Genomic DNA, 19,228 nt, shown 5'->3' with positions numbered 1-19,228 from the left:
TTAAAATATAGGTATATTTGATGTATCTGTTGTAAATCAATACAAATTATATGTTTTTCACATTATATTCAACAAAAACTAGATATCTATGAAAAAACTTTTACTACTTATTTTTTTCGGCATATCCCAGATTTTCTTTGCCCAGGCAGATTGTGCGACCGCTCTTGCCGTCTGTGGAAACTCGAATATTACTTACAGTCCTACGGGATACGGTGACATCCGTGAATTGGTAAATTCCGGAAGTTGTATCGATGCAACCGGTGAGCACAATTCAATTTGGTACAAAATTACTATTGCCACAGGAGGAACTCTTACCTTTGATCTGGTTCCGAATAATCCGGATGCCGACTATGACTGGGCGATTTTTGGTCCCAATGTTACCTGTGGAAGTTTGGGATCACCTGTACGTTGTAATGCTGCAACAGTTATTGGAGTAGGGCCATCTACAGGATTAAATATGACCAGTACGATTACCAATGCACTTGGAGGGTCACTGACCCCTTATTGCAAGTATATGGATGTTCTGCCGGGACAAACTTATTATTTATTTATTGATAATTGGGTCAGCAGCACTAGCAGTACGACCGCTCCATTTTCTTTAACATGGGGTGGAACTGCAACATTGGCCTCTCCGTTTACGGATCCTGCTACACAGCCACATCCATTTAATCCTCCCGGAGTTCCAGCTGCTAATCCGGCGGATCCAAGAGAAGTGATCATTTGTGTTAATCCTGCGGTATTCGATTTTTCTACTTTATCTGCAGGGATTCTAAACGGAAATCCTAATTTTAATGTCAGCTATCATACCAGTCAGAATGATGCATTAACGGGAAGTAATGCCATTACTGTTCCTACGACTGTCAATACTACTTCAATTTATTATTACAGCATAGGCTATACAGATCCGTCTAATCCAAACAGTCCGCTCAATCAATGCAAGCAGATCGGAACCTTTAAATTTAAAGATGGTAAAATCACAGCAAAGAATGCAACACTTACACAGTGCAACAATAATAATGCAGGAACAGCAATTTATGATCTGACTACAGCAGATGTCATTGGAGATCCTACTGCGACTAAGAAATATTACAATACGCTTTCTGATCTCAATGCAGGAATTAATGAAATTACCAATCCGTCAGCGTTTACTTCTGCGGAAGCAACAATTTATGTGAAAGTGACCTCGTCATTCGGATGTACTTCCGTAGCGCAGATCATGTTGAAATTCCATCCTGTAGTCATCGTAAATGATGCTACAATAAGATCATGTTCTATTGAGAGTAGTCCGTCTACAGCATCTTTCAATCTTGCGGGAGCCATCGTAACCTCACAGAATGGTACAGTGAAAAAATATTATCCTTCAGCAACGGATGCTGCGAATCAGACCAATGAAATTTTAACCACTGCAGCATACATTGCACCTAGCGGAGTCGTTTATGTTAGGGTTTCCAATGCGCAAGGCTGTTTTAATATCGCTAAAATTACTTTAGTTGTTATTCCACCAGTTTATTCAAACATTCTTAAGGATAAAACGATTTGCGTAGAAGACAAAACGACGCTGGACGCTGGCCCGGGTTTCAATAGCTACGAATGGAGCACAGGAGCAACTACCCAGACCATTACCAATGTAGGAGTGGGGACTTACTGGGTAAAACTTAAAACTGGCGATTGTACCGTCGTACAAAATGTAAAAGTCTATCCTTCCGAACAACCTGTCGTTTCAAGTATAGAAATTTCAAGCACGACCGTTACGGTATTTGTGACAGGAGGTACTCCAGCTTACAAATACTCTATGGATAATGTAAACTGGCAGGACTCCAACGTATTTAATAATGTCAAGAGAGGAGATGCTACTGTATTTGTCAAAGATTCTTATGACTGTGATCCTATAGATATTAGCATAGTGGTTCCTAATCTTGTGAACGTTATCACACCAAACGGTGATGGTTATAATGACGTTATTGATTATTCTGCACTGGCCAATAAGAAAAACTTAGTGATGAATATTTACGACCGTTACGGAAATATGATCTTCCAGGTAGATAAATCTACCGGCTATAAATGGGATGGAACGAGCAAAAATGGAGTAAAAGTACCTACAGGGAACTACTGGTATTCTGTAGGCTGGAATGAAAATGACAAAATGAGTACGCCCATCAAATATTCAGGCTGGATTGTAGTCAAAAACAGAGATTAAGCTTTTTAATAATAAACTATTGAGATAAAACCATTTCGAAAGAAGTGGTTTTGTTTTGAATGGTAATCAAAGGCGGATTCGCTAGTTAAAAACTTTTGTATCTTTAAAATAATCAGAAAGATAAATAATTTTTCCCTCCTCAGAAAAATGAACTACCGTACAGATGTTATTTTCATAAACCCCTTTATTAATCATTGTTCCATAAGATGTAGTCTGATAAAAATACTTTTGATCACCTAGAGGGAAAATTTCAAAAACCCGCCATTCAATAGCATCATACCGTCTGAATATTGCTCTGAACAAAGCTAAAATTCTGTTCTTACCGGAAATTTCTTTTGAAGGTGGAATCCAGATCGTACTTTCATCGGTAAACCATTTTTCAAGATGTTCAATATTTAACGAATTAAGATCTTTCATAAAAGCATTTATCTTACACAACATAGGAGAGTTTGTGTATATATACGCGAAAATTCTTAACTTGGTTTTTATTTTGAACATCATGAAAGATCTTTTTATAAAACGCTTTAAGTACTATAAATCTCTCGGAGATAAATCATTCGGACAACTTTCTGATGAACAAATCTTCTGGCAGTATAATGATGAAAGTAATTCGATTGCTATTCTTGTGAAGCATATCGCCGGAAATATGCTTTCAAGATGGACTAATTTTCTTACCGAAGATGGGGAAAAGCCCTGGAGGAATCGTGACGATGAATTTGTCAACACCTTCAAAACAAAACAGGAAGTTATCGAGTATTGGGAAACAGGCTGGAAATGTCTTTTCGAAGGTCTTGATCAGATTAATGATGAGAATCTGTACCATACGGTTTATTTGAGAGGCGAAGCACATTCAGTTATTGATGCAGTCTGCCGTCAGCTGGCCCATTATCCTTATCATATAGGACAGATCGTTTATATTGCGAAAATGATGAAGAATGATTACTGGAAAACACTTTCCATTGAAAGAAATAAGTCTCAGGAATTTAATAATGAAATGAAACAGAGGTTTCCTAATGAAGATGTAGATTCCAATTCATCGCCGGTATGCTTTCAAAACAGCCCTGAAATAAGGGATGAATATAAATAATAGACTGAATCGATTTAGAATTATTATTAAAATTACTATCTTTGCCCCCAGAAAATTCAGGAGTAATAAAATGTCTACTTTTCACGGAACTGCCGCATTTCATACACTTGGCTGCAAATTAAATTTTGCGGAAACATCTACTATTGCCCGTCAATTGACAGATGCAGGTTATGATAAAGTAAGTTTTGATGATAAAGCAGACGTTTATGTAATCAATACCTGTTCAGTCACTGAAAACGCTGACCGTGAGTGTAAACTCCACGTGAAGAGAGCAATGAAGGCTAATCCTGAAGGACTGGTGGTTATTGTAGGATGTTACGCACAGCTTAAACCTGAAGAAATTTCACAGATTGATGGGGTAGACCTTGTTCTGGGAGCCAAAGAAAAATTCAATATCTTAAGCTACCTGGATGACCTGGAAAAGAGTGAAAATGAAGGGATTGTTCATTCATGTGAAATTGAGGAAACCGATTTCTTTATCGGAAGTTATTCAATAGGAGACAGAACAAGAGCGTTCCTGAAAGTACAGGACGGATGTGACTATAAATGTACCTACTGTACCATTCCATTGGCGAGAGGTATTTCCCGTTCAGATACCATTGAAAACGTTCTTAAAAATGCCAGAGAAATTGCCGGGAGAGACATCAAAGAAATTGTTCTTACAGGCGTTAATATCGGTGATTATGGTAAAGGAGAATTCGGAAATAAAAGACACGAACATACTTTCCTGGATTTAATTTCAGAGCTTGATCAGGTGGATGGCATTGAAAGAATACGTATTTCTTCCATTGAACCCAATCTTTTGAAAGACGAAAGTATTGATCTCGTTTCCAAAAGCAAAAGCTTTGTTCCCCATTTTCACATTCCGCTACAGTCGGGATGCGATGATCTGTTGAAAAAAATGAAGCGCCGTTACCTTACGAAACTTTATAATGACAGAGTCAATAAAATCCGCGAAGTAATGCCTGATGCCGCTATTGGCGTAGATGTTATCGTAGGGTTTCCCGGTGAAACAGAAGAAAAATTCATGGAGACTTATAATTTCCTGAATGCACTTCCCATCACCTACCTTCATGTATTTACCTATTCTGAAAGAGAAAATACAGAAGCTGCCGATATGGATGGTGTTGTTCCTATCCCGGAAAGAAAAAAACGAAATAAAATGCTGAGAATACTTTCTGAAAAGAAGAAAATGGCATTTTACCAGACCCAGCTTGGGAAAACGCTTCCTGTACTTTGGGAACATGAAAATAAAGACGGCAAAATGTATGGCTTCACGGAAAACTATGTGAGAGTCCAGAAAGATTTTGATCCCGCATTCGTTAATCAGATTGAATTTCTAAATTTAGAAAAAATCCTGTCAGATGGCACGGTTTCTGTGCAGTCATCATTCGAAACTTTTTTAGCAAAAGCATAGTCTCTTTGCAAAATTTCTACTAAATTTATTTTAACTTTAAATAACTACATTCATGAGAGATAAGTTTTTATCTTGGGGAATTGTATTAGTAACTGCTACATGGATCGTCGCATTACTGATCAGAGCGCATTATTGGATACCCATCCTGTTATCCGCCATCTATGCATTGGGTGTTTACAATGCTTACCAGTCGAAACACGCTATTTTGAGGAACTTCCCTGTATTGGGATACTTCAGGTACTTTTTCGAAAGTATTTCACCCGAAATGCAGCAGTATTTCATCGAAAGGGAGACCGATGGGAAACCATTTCCCAGAAACCAGCGTTCCGCAGTATACAGACGTGCTAAAAACTTAAGTGATACAGTCGCTTTTGGAACACAGTTAGAAGTTAATCATAGAAAATATGAAGGGATTAAGCATTCCATTTATGCAAAATCACCTGTAGAAGAACTTCCAAGAGTATGGGTAGGAGGAGAGCAGTGTACGCAGCCTTATCATGCTTCTTTATTCAATATTTCAGCAATGAGTTTTGGAGCATTGAGCGACAGGGCACAGATTTCATTAAACAGAGGGGCTAAAAAAGGAAATTTCTATCATAATACAGGAGAAGGAGGTATTTCTCCCTATCATATGGAAGGAGGAGATCTGTGCTGGCAGATCGGAACCGGATATTTCGGGTGCCGTAATGAAGAAGGGAAATTTAACCCGGAACTTTTTGAAAAGTACGCGACGCTTCCAAATGTAAAGATGATCGAAATTAAGCTGTCTCAGGGAGCAAAGCCAGGACATGGAGGTGTTCTTCCAGGGGTGAAAAATACACCGGAGATCGCAAAAATCCGTCACGTCACTCCAGGTATGACGGTAATCTCACCACCATCTCACAGTTCATTTTCTGATGCATCAGGATTGCTTAGATTTGTACAGCAACTTAGAGAACTTTCAGGTGGTAAGCCTGTAGGTTTTAAGCTTTGTATAGGCGATACCAAAGAATTTGAAGATATTTGTGTACAGATGAATGTGATGAAAATCTATCCGGATTTCATTACGATAGACGGAGCAGAAGGAGGGACTGGAGCAGCACCACCTGAATTTTCGGATGGAGTAGGAATGCCTTTGGAACCTGCTCTTATTTTTGTGAACAGAACGCTTAATAATTATAATTTAAGAAGCAAATTAAGGGTTATTGCCAGCGGAAAAGTACTGACAAGCTTGGATATTCTTAGAGCCATAGCAATGGGAGCGGATATGTGTAATAACGCGAGAGGATTTATGTTCTCACTAGGATGTATTCAGGCTTTAAGATGCAACAATAACAATTGCCCTACAGGAGTTGCTACTCAGGACAAAATGCTGGTCAAAGGACTGGATGTTACTGATAAAAGCGAAAGAGTATACCATTTCCACAAAAATACTCTCCATACCTGCAATGAACTGATTGCCGCCGCGGGAAGAAGCTCTTATGAAGAAGTTGATGCGACTATGTTCATGAGAGGTGACGAGTTTGATCATCTGGCAGATCTTTATTTTCCGGATATTTTAGGCAATGTAAAGCAGAAAGCAAAGTATTAGTAAAGGGTAAAAAATATACAACCGCCTTCAGATGAAGGCGGTTGTATATTTTTTATAATGGTATGAAACTATTGTCCGACAGGTCGGTCTGCTCTTCCATATACCTGAAAATTAAATACAAAAGAACAATTTCTAAGAGAATAAGATGTATTGTAAGGGAAATGAGGATCTCTTGCGAAAGCTGCTCTTGATGGTACTAAAATAACACCTTGAAGATTATAGGGGTTTCCATTTGGAAGATTATTAAAAGCCTTGAATTTTCTTATAGCTTCCTGGAAGCCTTCAATTTCGTAATAGCTTGGTTGCTTGGCAGCATCTGTAGTTGCAGCGGCTAATACAGATTGTTTTACATAATAATACATAGGATCCACTAGTGGAAGCCCATTACCATTAATAGTGTTGTTGATTGCTAAAGTTGAAATAAAAGAAACGTTGCCGTCAGTATTAGCTGCTAAATGAGCCGTAGCTCTCATCATCACCGTAAGGATATCTTTTGGATTAATGGTTTTCTCATCAATTGCAGGAGGCTGTGCTCCGTCTCTCATAATATAGATGGTTCCGGAAGGAAGCGTTTCATACGGAAGGCTTGATAATTTTTTTTCATTATCATCACTGGCATCCGTTGTGCTGAAAGCTTTTATATTCCCTTGGGCATCCAGATAATTTTCGTCCATAAACTTCTTAATGGCCTGATCGTCATAGTTGTTTTGAACGGTAATGTCTTCCGGTTCTTTATAAGTTTCAACTTCATCATCTTTTTTACACGCTGTAAAAGATAGAGACCCCGCAAGGATATATAAAAATATTTTTTTCATTTCAAAAAACTTTAATTACTTTACAAATAATATAACGGCAAAAGTATAAAAAATTATGAGAATAGATAAATTTTTATGGTGCATTCGTTTTTATAAGACGAGAAGTGTTGCAACAGAGGAAATTAAAAAGAACAGAGTGTCAATAGGAACCTCTGCCGTAAAGTCGTCTAAGGAGGTTAAAGAAGGGGATGTAATCAAGATTCGCAAAAATCAGATCGACTATAAAATAAAAGTGATCCAGATTCCAAAAAGCAGATTGGGAGCGAAGCTGGTTCCCCTCTATATACAGGATGTGACAGATAAGGAGCAATATGAATTATTAAAACTCCGCAAAATGTCACAGGATTATTACAGAATTAAAGGAGAAGGCAGACCTACCAAAAGAGACAGAAGAGATATGGATGAATATGTAGGAAATGATATTGCCTCAGACTTTACAGACTGGGATGATTTCTTTGGCGAAACGGCAGACATTACTGAAAATGAAGATTAAAACTAAAAAAAGCTCTAGAGATAGAGCTTTTCTATTATTTCTTTGACAATATCTTCAGGATCTCTGGCATCGGTATTGACGCTGAACTGAGCTTTGCTGTAAAATGCATTTCTTTCAAATAAATGTTTGGCTATAAACTCAGGAAGATTTTCATCTGAAATATTGGCAATCAACGGTCTTTTTTCTTTCTGTTTTGATATTCTTTCGTATAAAGTGCCTACAGAAGCTTTTAAAAATATGCTTTTTGAACCGTGATTGATGATCTCCATATTATTGTAATAAACAGGAGTGCCTCCACCAAGGCTTAAAACCGTATTTTCTTCCGAAGCAAGTATTTCTTCCAATGCCTCTCTTTCCAGCTTTCTAAAGTGGATTTCTCCCTTTTTTTCGAAAATCTCAGGAATGGTTAATTTATTTCGTCTAGAAATCTCTTTATCGAGGTCAATTAGCCTGAAATTTATTTTGTCGCTTAATATTTTGGAAATGTGAGATTTGCCAGATCCCATGTATCCGATCAGTGAAATAACCATGAATTTTTTTTAAACAAATTTGCAAAAAAGTTTTGAGATAAAGAAAAAACTTATATCTTTGCACCACTGAAAACGAGGGACATTATTCAAATGCAAATCGTTGACAAAGTGACCGACTCGGTAGCTCAGCTGGTAGAGCAATACACTTTTAATGTATGGGTCCTGGGTTCGAATCCCAGCCGGGTCACAAGCGAAAAAAATTACTAGATTTTTGTGATTTTATAGCCTGCGTGGTGGAATTGGTAGACACGCCATCTTGAGGGGGTGGTTTCCTAAGGATGTGCTGGTTCGAGTCCAGTCGCAGGCACTGCAAAGAAAATTGAATAATTATTAATGAATTGATTTCATTTTTAATTGTGGCCGACTCGGTAGCTCAGCTGGTAGAGCAATACACTTTTAATGTATGGGTCCTGGGTTCGAATCCCAGCCGGGTCACAAGTTTACTGAAAAGTAAATTTTTTTCATATTAATATTTTGTGATTTGGTGTTTCAAAGGTCTCCGCAAGAGACCTTTGATTTTTTAAAAAAATAAACACTTTAAATTTTTTAATAAAAAATATTGCAGGGATAAAAAAAAATCATATCTTTGCACCTCTTAAAAACGACATCTATTATACAAAGAAAAGTCGTTAACAAGTGACCGACTCGGTAGCTCAGCTGGTAGAGCAATACACTTTTAATGTATGGGTCCTGGGTTCGAATCCCAGCCGGGTCACAAGTTTACTGAAAAGTAAATTTTTTTCATATTAATATTTTGTGATTTGGTGTATCAAAGGTTTCCTCAAGAGACCTTTGATTTTTTTTATATAAATGACGCATAAAATAAAGAAACTCTGATCGTGTAATCAGAGTTTTTTTGTTTTTATATGAAGTTTACAGAGGTGTTTTTGTTGAACGCCTGTTTAATAATTAATCCAGATGAAGGTTGTCGATAAGCCTTACCCCGTCTACTATCACTACGATGAATGCTCTGTAGCTTTTGTCTTTGTAAAAGAAATCGGTTTCTTTCAGTGTGTTTTCATCAGCGATCAGGAAATATTCCAATTTCATTCCTTGCTCATGATCAAAAATATCAGTCACTCTTTCTTTTATTTCAGCAATAGTAACCGTCCTGAACCAGTCATTTACTTTGTTTAAAGTATGATAAATAACTTTTGATGCCTCTTTTCGGTCTTCATGAAGTCTTTGGTTTCTGGAGCTTAAGGCCAGGCCGTTTTCAGCCCTGTAAATGGAAACACCGGTGATTTTTACAGGAAGGTGCTTTTTTTCAACCATTTTTTTGATAATGGCCAGTTGCTGGAAATCTTTTTCACCAAAATAAGCGCTATCCGGCTGGATTTGTCTGAAAAGCTCTTCTACTACAGTTCCTACGCCATCAAAATGTCCCGGCCTTGATTTTCCTTCCATTTCATTTTCCAGTCCATCGAAATCATAATGCTGACTTTCTGTTTTTTCAGGATAAATATCAGCAACTTCAGGGATGTAAACAGCATCTACCAGCCCTGAATTTTTCAGGATAAGAATGTCTCTGTTGATATCTCTGGGATACTTTTCAAGGTCTTCAGGATTGTTGAATTGAGTAGGATTTACAAAAATTGAAGAAATGACCAGGTCATTATCTTTTCTGGCTTCTTCATACAGGGAAAGATGGCCCTGATGAAGGGCTCCCATAGTAGGAGCAAAGCCTATCTTTTTACCCATTTCTTTCTGTCTTTCAATGAAATCCTGAAGGGGTTTCTTATTCTTTATAACTTCCATAGTTTATTTTAATACTAATTCAAAAATACTAAAAATATCACATAATTATATGTGTTTTTAGTAATTTGGAAATAGGAATTATCGTAAAATAATGTTAATTAAAATAATGTTGGATGTTTTTTTGTAATTTTGCACATTAAAGCATTTTTACAAAAATATAGATAGAAATTTATGCCGAATCAAAAAATACTGTACATTACTACAGAGATGTATCCATATCAGGAAGACACTAATATGGCTGCAGTGGTAAACAAAATGGCACTTAAGATGCACAATGAAGGCAATGATGTAAGAGTTTTTATGCCAAGATTTGGACAAATAAGTGAAAGAAAATTCCAACTTCATGAGGTGATCCGTCTTTCGGGAATGAACATTATTATCAACGACCTGGATCAGCCGTTAATCATTAAAGTAGCATCTCTTCCTGGGGAAAGACTTCAGGTTTACTTTATCGACAACGAAGAATACTTCAAAAGAAAGCAGTACTATGTAGATGATGAAGGAAATCCTTTTGATGACAATGACGAAAGAGCTATTTTCTTTGCAAGAGGGGTTATCGAAACCATCAAAAAACTAAACTGGGTTCCGGATGTAATCCACTTGAACGGATGGATGTCTTCTTTTGTTCCAATTTACCTTAAAACATATTACGAATCTGATACGTATTTCAAAGATGCCAAAATCGTTCTTTCCCTGTACAATGAGAAAGATGCTGATCTTGACAAGAATATTGCTGAAAAATTGACATTCGATAATATTTCAGGATTAAAAGCGTTAGATAATCCGACAATCAAAAATTTTGTTATTGAAAGTATGAATTACGTTGACATGGTCGTAAAAGGAGATGAGTTTCTGGATGAGGATCTTGACAAAGGGTTCAATGAAACAACTACTCCGAAGTCAGAATACGTTGACGTAGATTCTATAAACCAACTTTATTAAACACATTTTTAATGACTCATACTGTTAAAAGAACTTTAGCCATACTTTTTGTGGCGGTTTTTGGGAGTTCCCTTCTTTATAATTGCGAACCGGAAGCGGATTCGCTGGGTGAACAGCTTTTTGTAGATGGTGCTGCCGAAGGTAATGTAACTTCTTATCCTCTTATTGCTTATAATGTTAATAATAATGATTCGATCAGAAGTGATGCTGGGAGACTTGTTAATATGATTAATACCTCAGGCATATCTCCGTCCTATGCTGTTCTTGGAGCTTTTTCTGAGGGACAGTTCGGTATGCAGAAAGCATCTTATCTTACCCAGTTAAGAATGAGCACTGATAATTTTAACTTCGGAACGACTCCAAAAGTGGATTCTGTAGTTTTAGTATTAAGACCCAATTCTGTTGCTGATTCAGTAGTTACCCGTCCTCTTAAAGACGAAAGTTTATTGGTAGGAACTGAAACGGTACCTGTTTCTACAGAAATAAAGTCGTACCCTACAAATTTCATTAATAAATATGGTAAGACAAAACTAGGTCCGGGTGGCTCACATACTTTAATGCATATTAATGTAGATGAAATCACCACATTCTTAGATAGTAATACGGATGCTTTTAAATATTCCAACGTGGTTGTGAATACAGGAGAATCATTAGGATCTGCTGTATTTGATGGGAATGTAACTTCTAAAACAATTACCAAAAAGTCGGATAATTCTGCTTTGTTTACTTCAGATGCGGGACTTAGAATCCGTTTGAATAAAGATTTTTTCCAAACAAAAATTCTTGATAAAAGTGGAAAGCCTGAGCTTATGGATGCGGCAAACTTTACAAGATATTTCAAAGGGATAAAGTTGTCTGTAACTGATACAGATGGTTATCTTTTACAGATTCCTACAGAAACAATGGAGCTGATCATGTATTATACCAATGAGAAAAATGACAATGGTACAATCACAAGACCACAGTCTACCTTCAAATTACTTCTTACAGGAGGTATCGGTAATGCACGTATAGGACAGTATGAATATGACAGAACAAACTCTGCATGGGCAACGGCCAGGCAGTCTATCAACACGACTGACGGGGATGATAAACTTTATTTACAGGGAATGGGAGGACCTTCTGTACGTGTGAAAATTCCTGACGAAACGATTAACAAGCTTAAAACATTATATAATAATGATAAGGCAGCTATCATGAGTGCTAGTATCAGAATCTTTACAGATGCTGCAACATGGAGTAATAATTATAAAAGGAAAGCAAATAATTTCAATCTTGTTCCTTTGGCAAAAAATGAAAAAACGGGATTACTTGAACCAACAGGTTTTACTTCAGATCTTACCGCTGGTTTCGGTCTGATGAGATCATATGACCTGGATAAGAATCCATCCTATTATGATTTCATTGTTACAAAAACAGTAAAAGATATTGTGGAAGGGGGGAAAGATAATAATATTTTGCTTATTAATATGGGAGATTTTGTGCTCACTACAGCAGGTGCTTATGGTGGATATAAATTCACCTCAAGATCATTCGCAACAGAAAGAGCGGTTTTTGTAGGATCGGATAAAAATAATGCCAACAGAATTCAGTTAAAAGTTACTTACGGTACAAAAAAATAATAAAAAAACACTAGAAAAAATATGTGCGGAATTGTAGGATATACAGGATTTCAGGATGCGTATGATATTGTGATCAACGGTCTTAGAAGATTAGAATATAGAGGGTATGACAGTGCAGGAATTGTTTTGGAAGGCTCAAATAAGAAATTTGAAGTAGAAAAAACAAAAGGCAAGGTAGATGATTTGGTTAGTATTTCAGAACAATTGAAAGGAACAGCCAAAATAGGAATGGGGCATACCAGATGGGCTACACACGGAGTTCCAAGTGACCGAAATTCACACCCACATTTATCAAATAACGGAAAAATAGCAGTGGTACATAATGGTATTATAGAGAACTATGATACTATTAAAACAATGCTTACGGAAAAAGGATTTACATTTAAGTCCGAAACAGATACAGAAGTACTGGTGAACCTTATTCAGTATTTTATGGATTTAAAATCCGACACAGATTTCCCTACAGCAGTAAGATATGCTTTGAATGAAGTGTATGGAGCTTATGCTATTACAGTACTTCACGAAGATTATCCTGGAGTATTGGTTGTTGCAAGATTAGGTTCTCCGCTGGCTATAGGAATCGGTGATAAAGAGTACTTTATTGCTTCTGATGCCTCTCCTTTTGTGGAATTTACAAAAGAGGCAATCTATCTTGAAGAGGGACACATGGCTACTATATCATTAGAAAATGGAGTAGACATCAGAACTATTAATGAAAATTCTAAGATTGAGCCTGAGATCCAAGAGCTTAAATTAAGCTTAGAACAGATTGAAAAAGGTGGGTATGAGCATTTTATGCTTAAAGAAATCTTTGAACAGCCTAAGTCTATACATGACACTATGAGAGGAAGACTTCTTCTGGATGAGGGGATTATAAAAATGGCAGGGATCTGGGATCATTTAGAAAGATTCAAGAATGCCAACAGAATCATTATTATTGCCTGTGGTACTTCATGGCATGCAGGCCTTATCGGAGAATACCTTATTGAAGAATATGCAAGAATACCTGTAGAGGTAGAATATGCATCAGAATTCAGATACAGAAATCCAATTATTACCGATAAAGACGTTGTTATTGCCATCTCCCAATCCGGAGAGACAGCAGATACTATGGCTGCGTTGAAATTAGCAAAAGAAAGAGGAGCATTTATATATGGTATATGTAATGTAGTAGATTCCTCTATTGCAAGAATTACAGATGCAGGTTCATATACACACGCTGGTCCAGAGATAGGAGTAGCTTCTACCAAGGCATTTACTGCTCAACTTACCATTCTTACTTTAATTGCATTTAAATTAGGAAAACATAACGGTAACTTAGGGAATGCTGAATTCATGAGCTTAATTGCTGAGTTGGATGCACTTCCTAAAAAGATCGAAGAAGTCTTAAGTACGACTCACGAGTTGACTCAAAATATTGCAAAAGACTTTATAAACACCACTAATTTCCTTTATTTAGGAAGAGGATACAATTATCCTGCAGCCTTGGAAGGTGCATTAAAACTAAAGGAGATCTCTTATATTCACGCAGAAGGATATCCGGCAGCAGAAATGAAGCACGGACCTATTGCCCTTATTGATGAAAATATGCCGATCGTTATCATTGCTCCTAAGAAAGGACACTATGATAAAATTGTGAGTAATGTTCAGGAAATTAAGGCAAGAAAAGGGAAGGTTATTGCAGTCGTTAATAAAGGAGATAAGCAGGTAAGTGCAATGGCAGATTATGTTATTGAAATTCCTGAGACTTCAGAATGCTTCTCTCCAATTGTTGCCTCTGTACCTTTGCAATTATTGGCCTACTACATTGCTGTATACCGAGGAGCGAATGTAGATCAGCCAAGAAACCTGGCAAAATCCGTAACTGTAGAGTAAAAAGTAGTTGTAAATAAAATAAATTTAGATTTCTTCCGTTATTTCAAAAAAAATCTTAAAAGTTTCTTAAAAAAATTATATATTTACGGCTTAATTATAAAAATTAACATGAAAAGGATATTTCTTTTATTATTGTCTGCGTCGGTAGCATCAGTATCTTGTTCAGGTGGTGGCAGTTCTTCTGTAGGGAAGCCTGGAACGAAAGGAGAATTGATACCAAGAGAAAAAACGAAATCATTTGTTGCGGAAAGACCATTCGGAATGGTGGCTATTCCAGCGGGTTCATTTGTTGCTGGTCTGGCAGATCAGGACCCAACAAATACTCCTGAAAAAGCATCATTGAAAACGGTTACGGTCTCTTCTTTCTTCATGGATGAAGCTGAAACTACCAACGCTGAGTACAGGGTATTTATCAATTATGTAAGAGATTCCATTGCGAGAACTCTATTAGCTGAAGCCGCTGGGGAAGGCGGTGAAGAAGGTGGACGTAAAGGAGCAAGCATCGGTGATTATGCATACCTTGCTAAAAAAGAAGAAAACTTAACACCTTATCAGGAATATTTGGAAGGCCAGGGAGGAAGAGAAGACGGAGCCTATGATGCAACTAAAAAATTAGACTGGAAAATCCCTTTACATTGGAGTACTGGAAAGTATCCTGATGTAGAATATGCGGAAGTTCTGGAATCTATGTATCTGCCTGCTTCTTCTAGAATCGGAAACGAAAGAATTTTAGACGTTAGTAAATTAAAATACAACTATCAGTGGGGAGATATGGATGCCGCATTAGCTGACAACGAAAGAGGTGCTAATTACCTTAAGAGTTCAAGCATTGCCATCTATCCTGATACTACGGTATGGGTAAATGATTTCCACTTTACTTACAACGAGCCGTTGTTTGAACAGTATTTCTGGCACAAAGCCTACAAAGATTATCCTGTAGTAGGGGTAACGTGGGATCAGGCAAGAGCTTACTGTAACTTCAGATCTAAACTGAAAACAGACTACAACGAAAGCTTAAAAAGAAAAAAACAAAGACCATTAATATTCCGTTTACCTACAGAAATTGAGTGGGAATATGCAGCAAAAGGCGGAATGCAAAATGCTACTTACCCTTGGGGTGGTCCATATTTAATGGATGACAGAGGTTGCTACTTAGCCAACTTCAAACCGAAGAGAGGTAATTACATGGAAGACGAGAAAAAAGGTACTTATACATATACAGCTCCAGTAAAGAAATTTAAGAAAAATGGATTTGGGTTATTTGATATGGCTGGAAACGTTTCTGAATGGACAGAATCTGCGTATAACAACTCTTCTTATGGATTCTCATCTACGTTAAATCCTTCTACTAAAGATAAAAAGGATACAAAGAGATCAGTAAGAGGTGGTTCTTGGAAAGATATAGGATATGCACTTATGACTGGTGCTAGAGATTGGGAAAGAAAAGATTCTGCAAGAAGCTATATCGGATTCAGAACTGTACAGGATATTCCTGAAGCAGCTGTTAAACCAAGAAGAGTTAACAGATAATTAACCAGACAATTATTTTCAATAACAATTTTATTTAACATTAAAAAAACTAACTTAATATGTTTAAGACTAAAGATGCTTGGATGAATTTCTTTTATTCATTCGGTGCTGCAATTGTAATTCTTGGAGCTTGGCTTAAAATTACTCACATTACCTTGGGACCTATTAATGGTAATATCGCTCTTACTGTGGGACTTATTACGGAGGCTATTATCTTTATCATTTTCGCATTTGACCCTCCAAAATCAGAAGAATCTTATGCATGGGAGAATGTTTATCCTGAATTATTAGATAAACATGCACACCCAAACCCTTTACATTCTAATGTGTCATCTAAAAACAGTGCACAGCAGTTTGCAGAATTAGAAAATTCTCTTTCAAATAAATTAGACAAAATGCTTCAGGATGCAAAACTGGATGTTCAGTTGTTTGACAGACTAAGAACTGGTATCGACAAGTTCTCTAACTCTGTTGATCAGATCAACCAAACAGTGGACGTATCAGCTTCTACTCACAAATATAATGACCAGCTTAACAAAGCAGCTCAGCATATGGAAAGTATGAATGCTTTATATGCAATGCAGCTTGAAAGCGGTAAAAGACAATCTGAATTTGCTAACAAATATGTAGCAGATATGCAGAAGTCTGCAGAGCAGTCTGAAAAATTCAATCAAGAGTTACAAGGTTTAACAACTAATCTTAACAGCTTAAATAGAGTTTATGGTGGTATGCTTACTGCTATGAAGTCTTAATTTCCTTACCATTTCTAAATTTAACTACTTAATCAAAAACTAAAAGAAAAGAGAATGGCACAAGGAAAACAGACACCTCGTCAGAAGATGATCAACCTAATGTATCTGGTGTTCATCGCTATGATGGCCCTAAACATTGATGCAGAAATCATCAGATCATACTACGACTCTACCAGAGCATTGAATGAAACAAGAACATTAACAGAGAATAAAAACGAGAAAATTTTCGAAAAAACGCTTGAGGCTAAAGCACAGCAGGTTCCAGATACCTATGCGCAGCCTTGGGGACAGTATAAAGTTTTAAAAGGTAAAATTGATGTTTTGGTAGCTTCTGCTCAGGGTATCAAAGATAACCTTAAAAAACAGTCGGATTTTCATGATAAAGATCCTAAAACTGGGAAAGATATTGATGTAAGCGAGAATTTTGCAGCGCTTAACAATAATGAAGCGACTACTGAGTATTTCTTTAAAGAAGGAGAAGAAAATACACCTTCTAAAGGAGCATTAGACTTAAAAGCTAAAATTGACGATGTAAGAAATTATATCAATGCCACTTTTGGTAATAATCCTCAGTTAAAAGATTTAGTAGACAGAGCTAATAAGTCTTTGATCGCGGAATATCCGAAGGGAAAATCTCCGAACGACAAGACTTGGTTCCAGAATAAATTCTACCATCAGCCGTTAATCGCGGCGATCTCAAATCTTGAGATCATTCAAAATGATGCGAGAAACGTACAATCTGATGCATTGGCATTATTACTTCAGGAGAAAGTGGATGCGAATATCAAATTCTCAAGTTACGAGCCTATCGTTTCTGGTCCGGTAGATATCCAGGCAGGAAAACAGGCTGAAGTAAAAGTAATGTTAGGTACTTATTCTACAAGCAACAAAATTGGTATTTCTGGTGTAGGAAGAGTAGAAAATGGAAAAGGGATTATCTCTATTTCAGGTTCAGGTATCGGAGAACATAAACTTGGAGGAACAATTACGTTAACGGACGCTTCAGGAAAACCTCAAAGTTTCCCATGGACGCATACCTATAACGTCATTGCAGGACCAAGAGAAGTAAAACTTGAAAAAGGATTGTTACTTTCTGCGGATAAGATGAATGTAATGTATAGAGGACTTGAGAACCCTGTTTCAGGATCAATCTTAGGTGCTGATAATTCTAAACTTTCATTATCTGCTCCTGGAGCTTCTGTGAAGAGCCTGGGTGGTGGTAAGTGGAGCGTGAAACCTACTTCAGGAAATACGGTTAAACTTACATTATCAGGAATAGATCCTTACGGAAAATCTGTATCTCAGGTATTTGAATATAGAATTAAGAATGTACCGCCGCCACAAGGTCAGATCAGAGGACAAAGTATGGTGTCGATGCCGGCAACATCTATCCAGAATCAGACAGTACAGGCTGCGATACCTGATTTTGACTTCCCGGTTTCGTTTACTGTAACTCAGTTTATGGTAAGAGTACCAGGAAGAGCAGCACTACTAGTTCATGGAAGTTCATTAAATGATGCCGCTGGATTGGTGAAAAATCTTAGATCCGGAGATGTAGTTTCTATCTTTGATATCAAAGTTACTGCTCAGGGTCTTGACGGTCAGGTAATTAAAAACATTACTCCTATAATCATTAATATTCCATAGGACTAAAATTGTAATTTATTATGAAAAAATATATTAGCACCCTTTTAGTATTAGTTTCGGGATTTGCTTTATCCCAAACTATTCTGAACGCAACTTCTCCGGAAGAGTTCAGACAGATGAGAGAGGAAAACAAACAAAAAGTTGGTGATACTATTATTGATAAAACAGTAAAGCCTCTTGAATATGGTTTTGTAGAAGATAAAGATATCTTTAAGAGTATGTTTGTTTGGGAGATCATCGATATGAATGACAAGATCAACCAGCCTTTCTATTATGACAATCCGGATGGACTTCTTGCAACGCCTACAAGATCTCTGTATCAGTTATTATTGGATGCTGCGTTAAGCGGAAAAATAGAGCAGGTATATGATGACGAAAACTTTACGGTAAAATTGACACCGGAAGGAATCCAAAAGAGATTGGAAAAAGTAATTATCAATGATGCTGCGATTGATATCCTTAACTCTGGTAGACAATTAACAGATCAGGAGAAAAAAGAATATACCGACGTTTTCAAGACCACTACTGATAAAGTAAAAGTTCTTAAAATTATGGGGATGTGGTTTATCGATAAGAGAGACGGACAGATGAAATACAGACCTCTGGGTATTGCAGCAATGGGACCAGATCCTGCTGTACAGGGAGTTATTGGACCAGATGGTAAGCCGATTGCCAGTAATGACGAGCTTATCGACTTGTTCTGGATTTTCTATCCGAATGCAAGAGACGTGTTGGCAAACAATTTTGTTTACAACAGGAAAAATTCTTCTGCAGACTTGTCTTTCGATGATATCATCAATGCAAGAAGATTCTCTTCAGTTATTTATAAATCATCAGGCGGTTTAGGAGACGGTACAATCAAAGATTATATCCCTAAAGATGCTGACGATCAACTAGCTGAAAGCGAAAGAATCAAAAATCAGATCCTTAACATGGAAAATGATATGTGGAATTACTAAAATTTCACTTGATATTTATACAAAACCTGAGTAC

General features: G+C 37.0%; 16 protein-coding genes and 4 tRNA genes. 16 read left to right on the top strand and 4 right to left on the bottom strand.

The genetic code is table 11. The annotated features are described in order from the left end of the window. The first annotated feature begins 88 nt into the window (after positions 1-88). Positions 89-2,197: a T9SS type B sorting domain-containing protein gene (locus BUC06_RS06930; RefSeq protein WP_073331676.1), complete on the top strand. Its 2,109-nt coding sequence runs from the start codon at positions 89-91 to the stop codon at positions 2,195-2,197. Between the two features lie 81 nt (positions 2,198-2,278). Here BUC06_RS06930 and BUC06_RS06925 read toward each other — a convergent pair whose 3' ends face one another. After that, entirely contained in the window at positions 2,279-2,614 is a 336-nt protein-coding gene (locus tag BUC06_RS06925) for a nuclear transport factor 2 family protein (RefSeq protein ID WP_164466296.1), read from the bottom strand. A gap of 82 nt (positions 2,615-2,696) precedes the next feature. On the opposite strand from BUC06_RS06925, the gene BUC06_RS06920 reads away from it, so the two are divergent. The 3 genes from BUC06_RS06920 to BUC06_RS06910 all read left to right on the top strand — a co-directional run bounded on the left by BUC06_RS06920 (position 2,697) and on the right by BUC06_RS06910 (position 6,271). After that, entirely contained in the window at positions 2,697-3,284 is a 588-nt protein-coding gene (locus BUC06_RS06920) for a DUF1572 family protein (RefSeq protein WP_073331669.1), read from the top strand. A 70-nt stretch (positions 3,285-3,354) separates the two neighbouring features. Then, positions 3,355-4,701, top strand: a complete 1,347-nt coding sequence (mtaB, locus tag BUC06_RS06915; RefSeq protein ID WP_073331666.1) for a tRNA (N(6)-L-threonylcarbamoyladenosine(37)-C(2))-methylthiotransferase MtaB — start codon at positions 3,355-3,357, stop codon at positions 4,699-4,701. 52 nt (positions 4,702-4,753) lie between these two features. Then, positions 4,754-6,271, top strand: coding sequence for an FMN-binding glutamate synthase family protein (locus tag BUC06_RS06910; protein ID WP_073331664.1), 1,518 nt, complete (start codon positions 4,754-4,756; stop codon positions 6,269-6,271). Positions 6,272-6,339: 68 nt separating this feature from the next. Here BUC06_RS06910 and BUC06_RS06905 read toward each other — a convergent pair whose 3' ends face one another. Then, the gene (locus BUC06_RS06905; RefSeq protein ID WP_073331660.1) at positions 6,340-7,086 is read right to left on the bottom strand and encodes a hypothetical protein; all 747 of its coding nucleotides are present in this window, start codon (positions 7,084-7,086) and stop codon (positions 6,340-6,342) included. A 55-nt stretch (positions 7,087-7,141) separates the two neighbouring features. Between BUC06_RS06905 and BUC06_RS06900 the strand changes: the two genes are divergently transcribed. After that, on the top strand, positions 7,142-7,579 hold the full coding sequence (locus BUC06_RS06900) for an RNA-binding S4 domain-containing protein (protein ID WP_073331656.1): 438 nt from the start codon (positions 7,142-7,144) through the stop codon (positions 7,577-7,579). Positions 7,580-7,593: 14 nt separating this feature from the next. On the opposite strand, the gene BUC06_RS06895 is transcribed toward BUC06_RS06900, so the two are convergent. Beyond that, positions 7,594-8,109 (bottom strand): shikimate kinase, encoded by a 516-nt coding sequence (locus tag BUC06_RS06895; protein ID WP_073331653.1) that lies wholly within the window; start codon positions 8,107-8,109, stop codon positions 7,594-7,596. A gap of 114 nt (positions 8,110-8,223) precedes the next feature. Between BUC06_RS06895 and BUC06_RS06890 the strand changes: the two genes are divergently transcribed. The 4 genes from BUC06_RS06890 to BUC06_RS06875 all read left to right on the top strand — a co-directional run bounded on the left by BUC06_RS06890 (position 8,224) and on the right by BUC06_RS06875 (position 8,824). Further along, a tRNA-Lys gene (locus BUC06_RS06890) sits at positions 8,224-8,296 on the top strand. Positions 8,297-8,333: 37 nt separating this feature from the next. Then, a tRNA-Leu gene (locus tag BUC06_RS06885) sits at positions 8,334-8,416 on the top strand. Positions 8,417-8,471: 55 nt separating this feature from the next. Then, positions 8,472-8,544, top strand: a tRNA-Lys gene (locus BUC06_RS06880). Between the two features lie 207 nt (positions 8,545-8,751). Continuing rightward, positions 8,752-8,824, top strand: a tRNA-Lys gene (locus BUC06_RS06875). A 194-nt stretch (positions 8,825-9,018) separates the two neighbouring features. Here the strand turns inward: BUC06_RS06875 and panC are convergent. Beyond that, positions 9,019-9,867 carry a pantoate--beta-alanine ligase gene (panC, locus tag BUC06_RS06870; RefSeq protein ID WP_073331650.1) on the bottom strand — a complete coding sequence of 283 codons (849 nt, stop codon included), beginning with the start codon at positions 9,865-9,867 and terminating at the stop codon, positions 9,019-9,021. Positions 9,868-10,038: 171 nt separating this feature from the next. Between panC and BUC06_RS06865 the strand changes: the two genes are divergently transcribed. From BUC06_RS06865 to porN, 7 genes are all read left to right on the top strand, one after another. Beyond that, positions 10,039-10,809, top strand: coding sequence for a glycogen/starch synthase (locus BUC06_RS06865; protein WP_073331647.1), 771 nt, complete (start codon positions 10,039-10,041; stop codon positions 10,807-10,809). An 11-nt stretch (positions 10,810-10,820) separates the two neighbouring features. After that, positions 10,821-12,431, top strand: a complete 1,611-nt coding sequence (locus tag BUC06_RS06860) for a DUF4270 family protein (RefSeq protein WP_073331644.1) — start codon at positions 10,821-10,823, stop codon at positions 12,429-12,431. 21 nt (positions 12,432-12,452) lie between these two features. Further along, positions 12,453-14,306 (top strand): glutamine--fructose-6-phosphate transaminase (isomerizing), encoded by a 1,854-nt coding sequence (glmS, locus tag BUC06_RS06855; RefSeq protein WP_073331641.1) that lies wholly within the window; start codon positions 12,453-12,455, stop codon positions 14,304-14,306. A gap of 108 nt (positions 14,307-14,414) precedes the next feature. After that, complete coding sequence (gene porK / locus BUC06_RS06850; protein WP_073331638.1) at positions 14,415-15,836, top strand: T9SS ring complex lipoprotein PorK/GldK; 1,422 nt, start codon at positions 14,415-14,417, stop codon at positions 15,834-15,836. A 59-nt stretch (positions 15,837-15,895) separates the two neighbouring features. Further along, complete coding sequence (porL, locus tag BUC06_RS06845) at positions 15,896-16,588, top strand: type IX secretion system motor protein PorL/GldL (RefSeq protein WP_073331635.1); 693 nt, start codon at positions 15,896-15,898, stop codon at positions 16,586-16,588. 54 nt (positions 16,589-16,642) lie between these two features. Beyond that, positions 16,643-18,235 (top strand): type IX secretion system motor protein PorM/GldM, encoded by a 1,593-nt coding sequence (gene porM / locus BUC06_RS06840; RefSeq protein WP_073331632.1) that lies wholly within the window; start codon positions 16,643-16,645, stop codon positions 18,233-18,235. Positions 18,236-18,255: 20 nt separating this feature from the next. After that, positions 18,256-19,194 (top strand): type IX secretion system ring subunit PorN/GldN, encoded by a 939-nt coding sequence (porN, locus tag BUC06_RS06835; protein ID WP_073331627.1) that lies wholly within the window; start codon positions 18,256-18,258, stop codon positions 19,192-19,194. Positions 19,195-19,228: the final 34 nt, after the last annotated feature.

This window comes from Chryseobacterium carnipullorum, from assembly GCF_900142785.1.
GTDB lineage: Bacteria > Bacteroidota > Bacteroidia > Flavobacteriales > Weeksellaceae > Chryseobacterium > Chryseobacterium carnipullorum.
The sequence above is the reverse complement of the archived record's forward strand: the minus strand, read 5'-3'. Positions and strand labels throughout refer to the sequence as shown.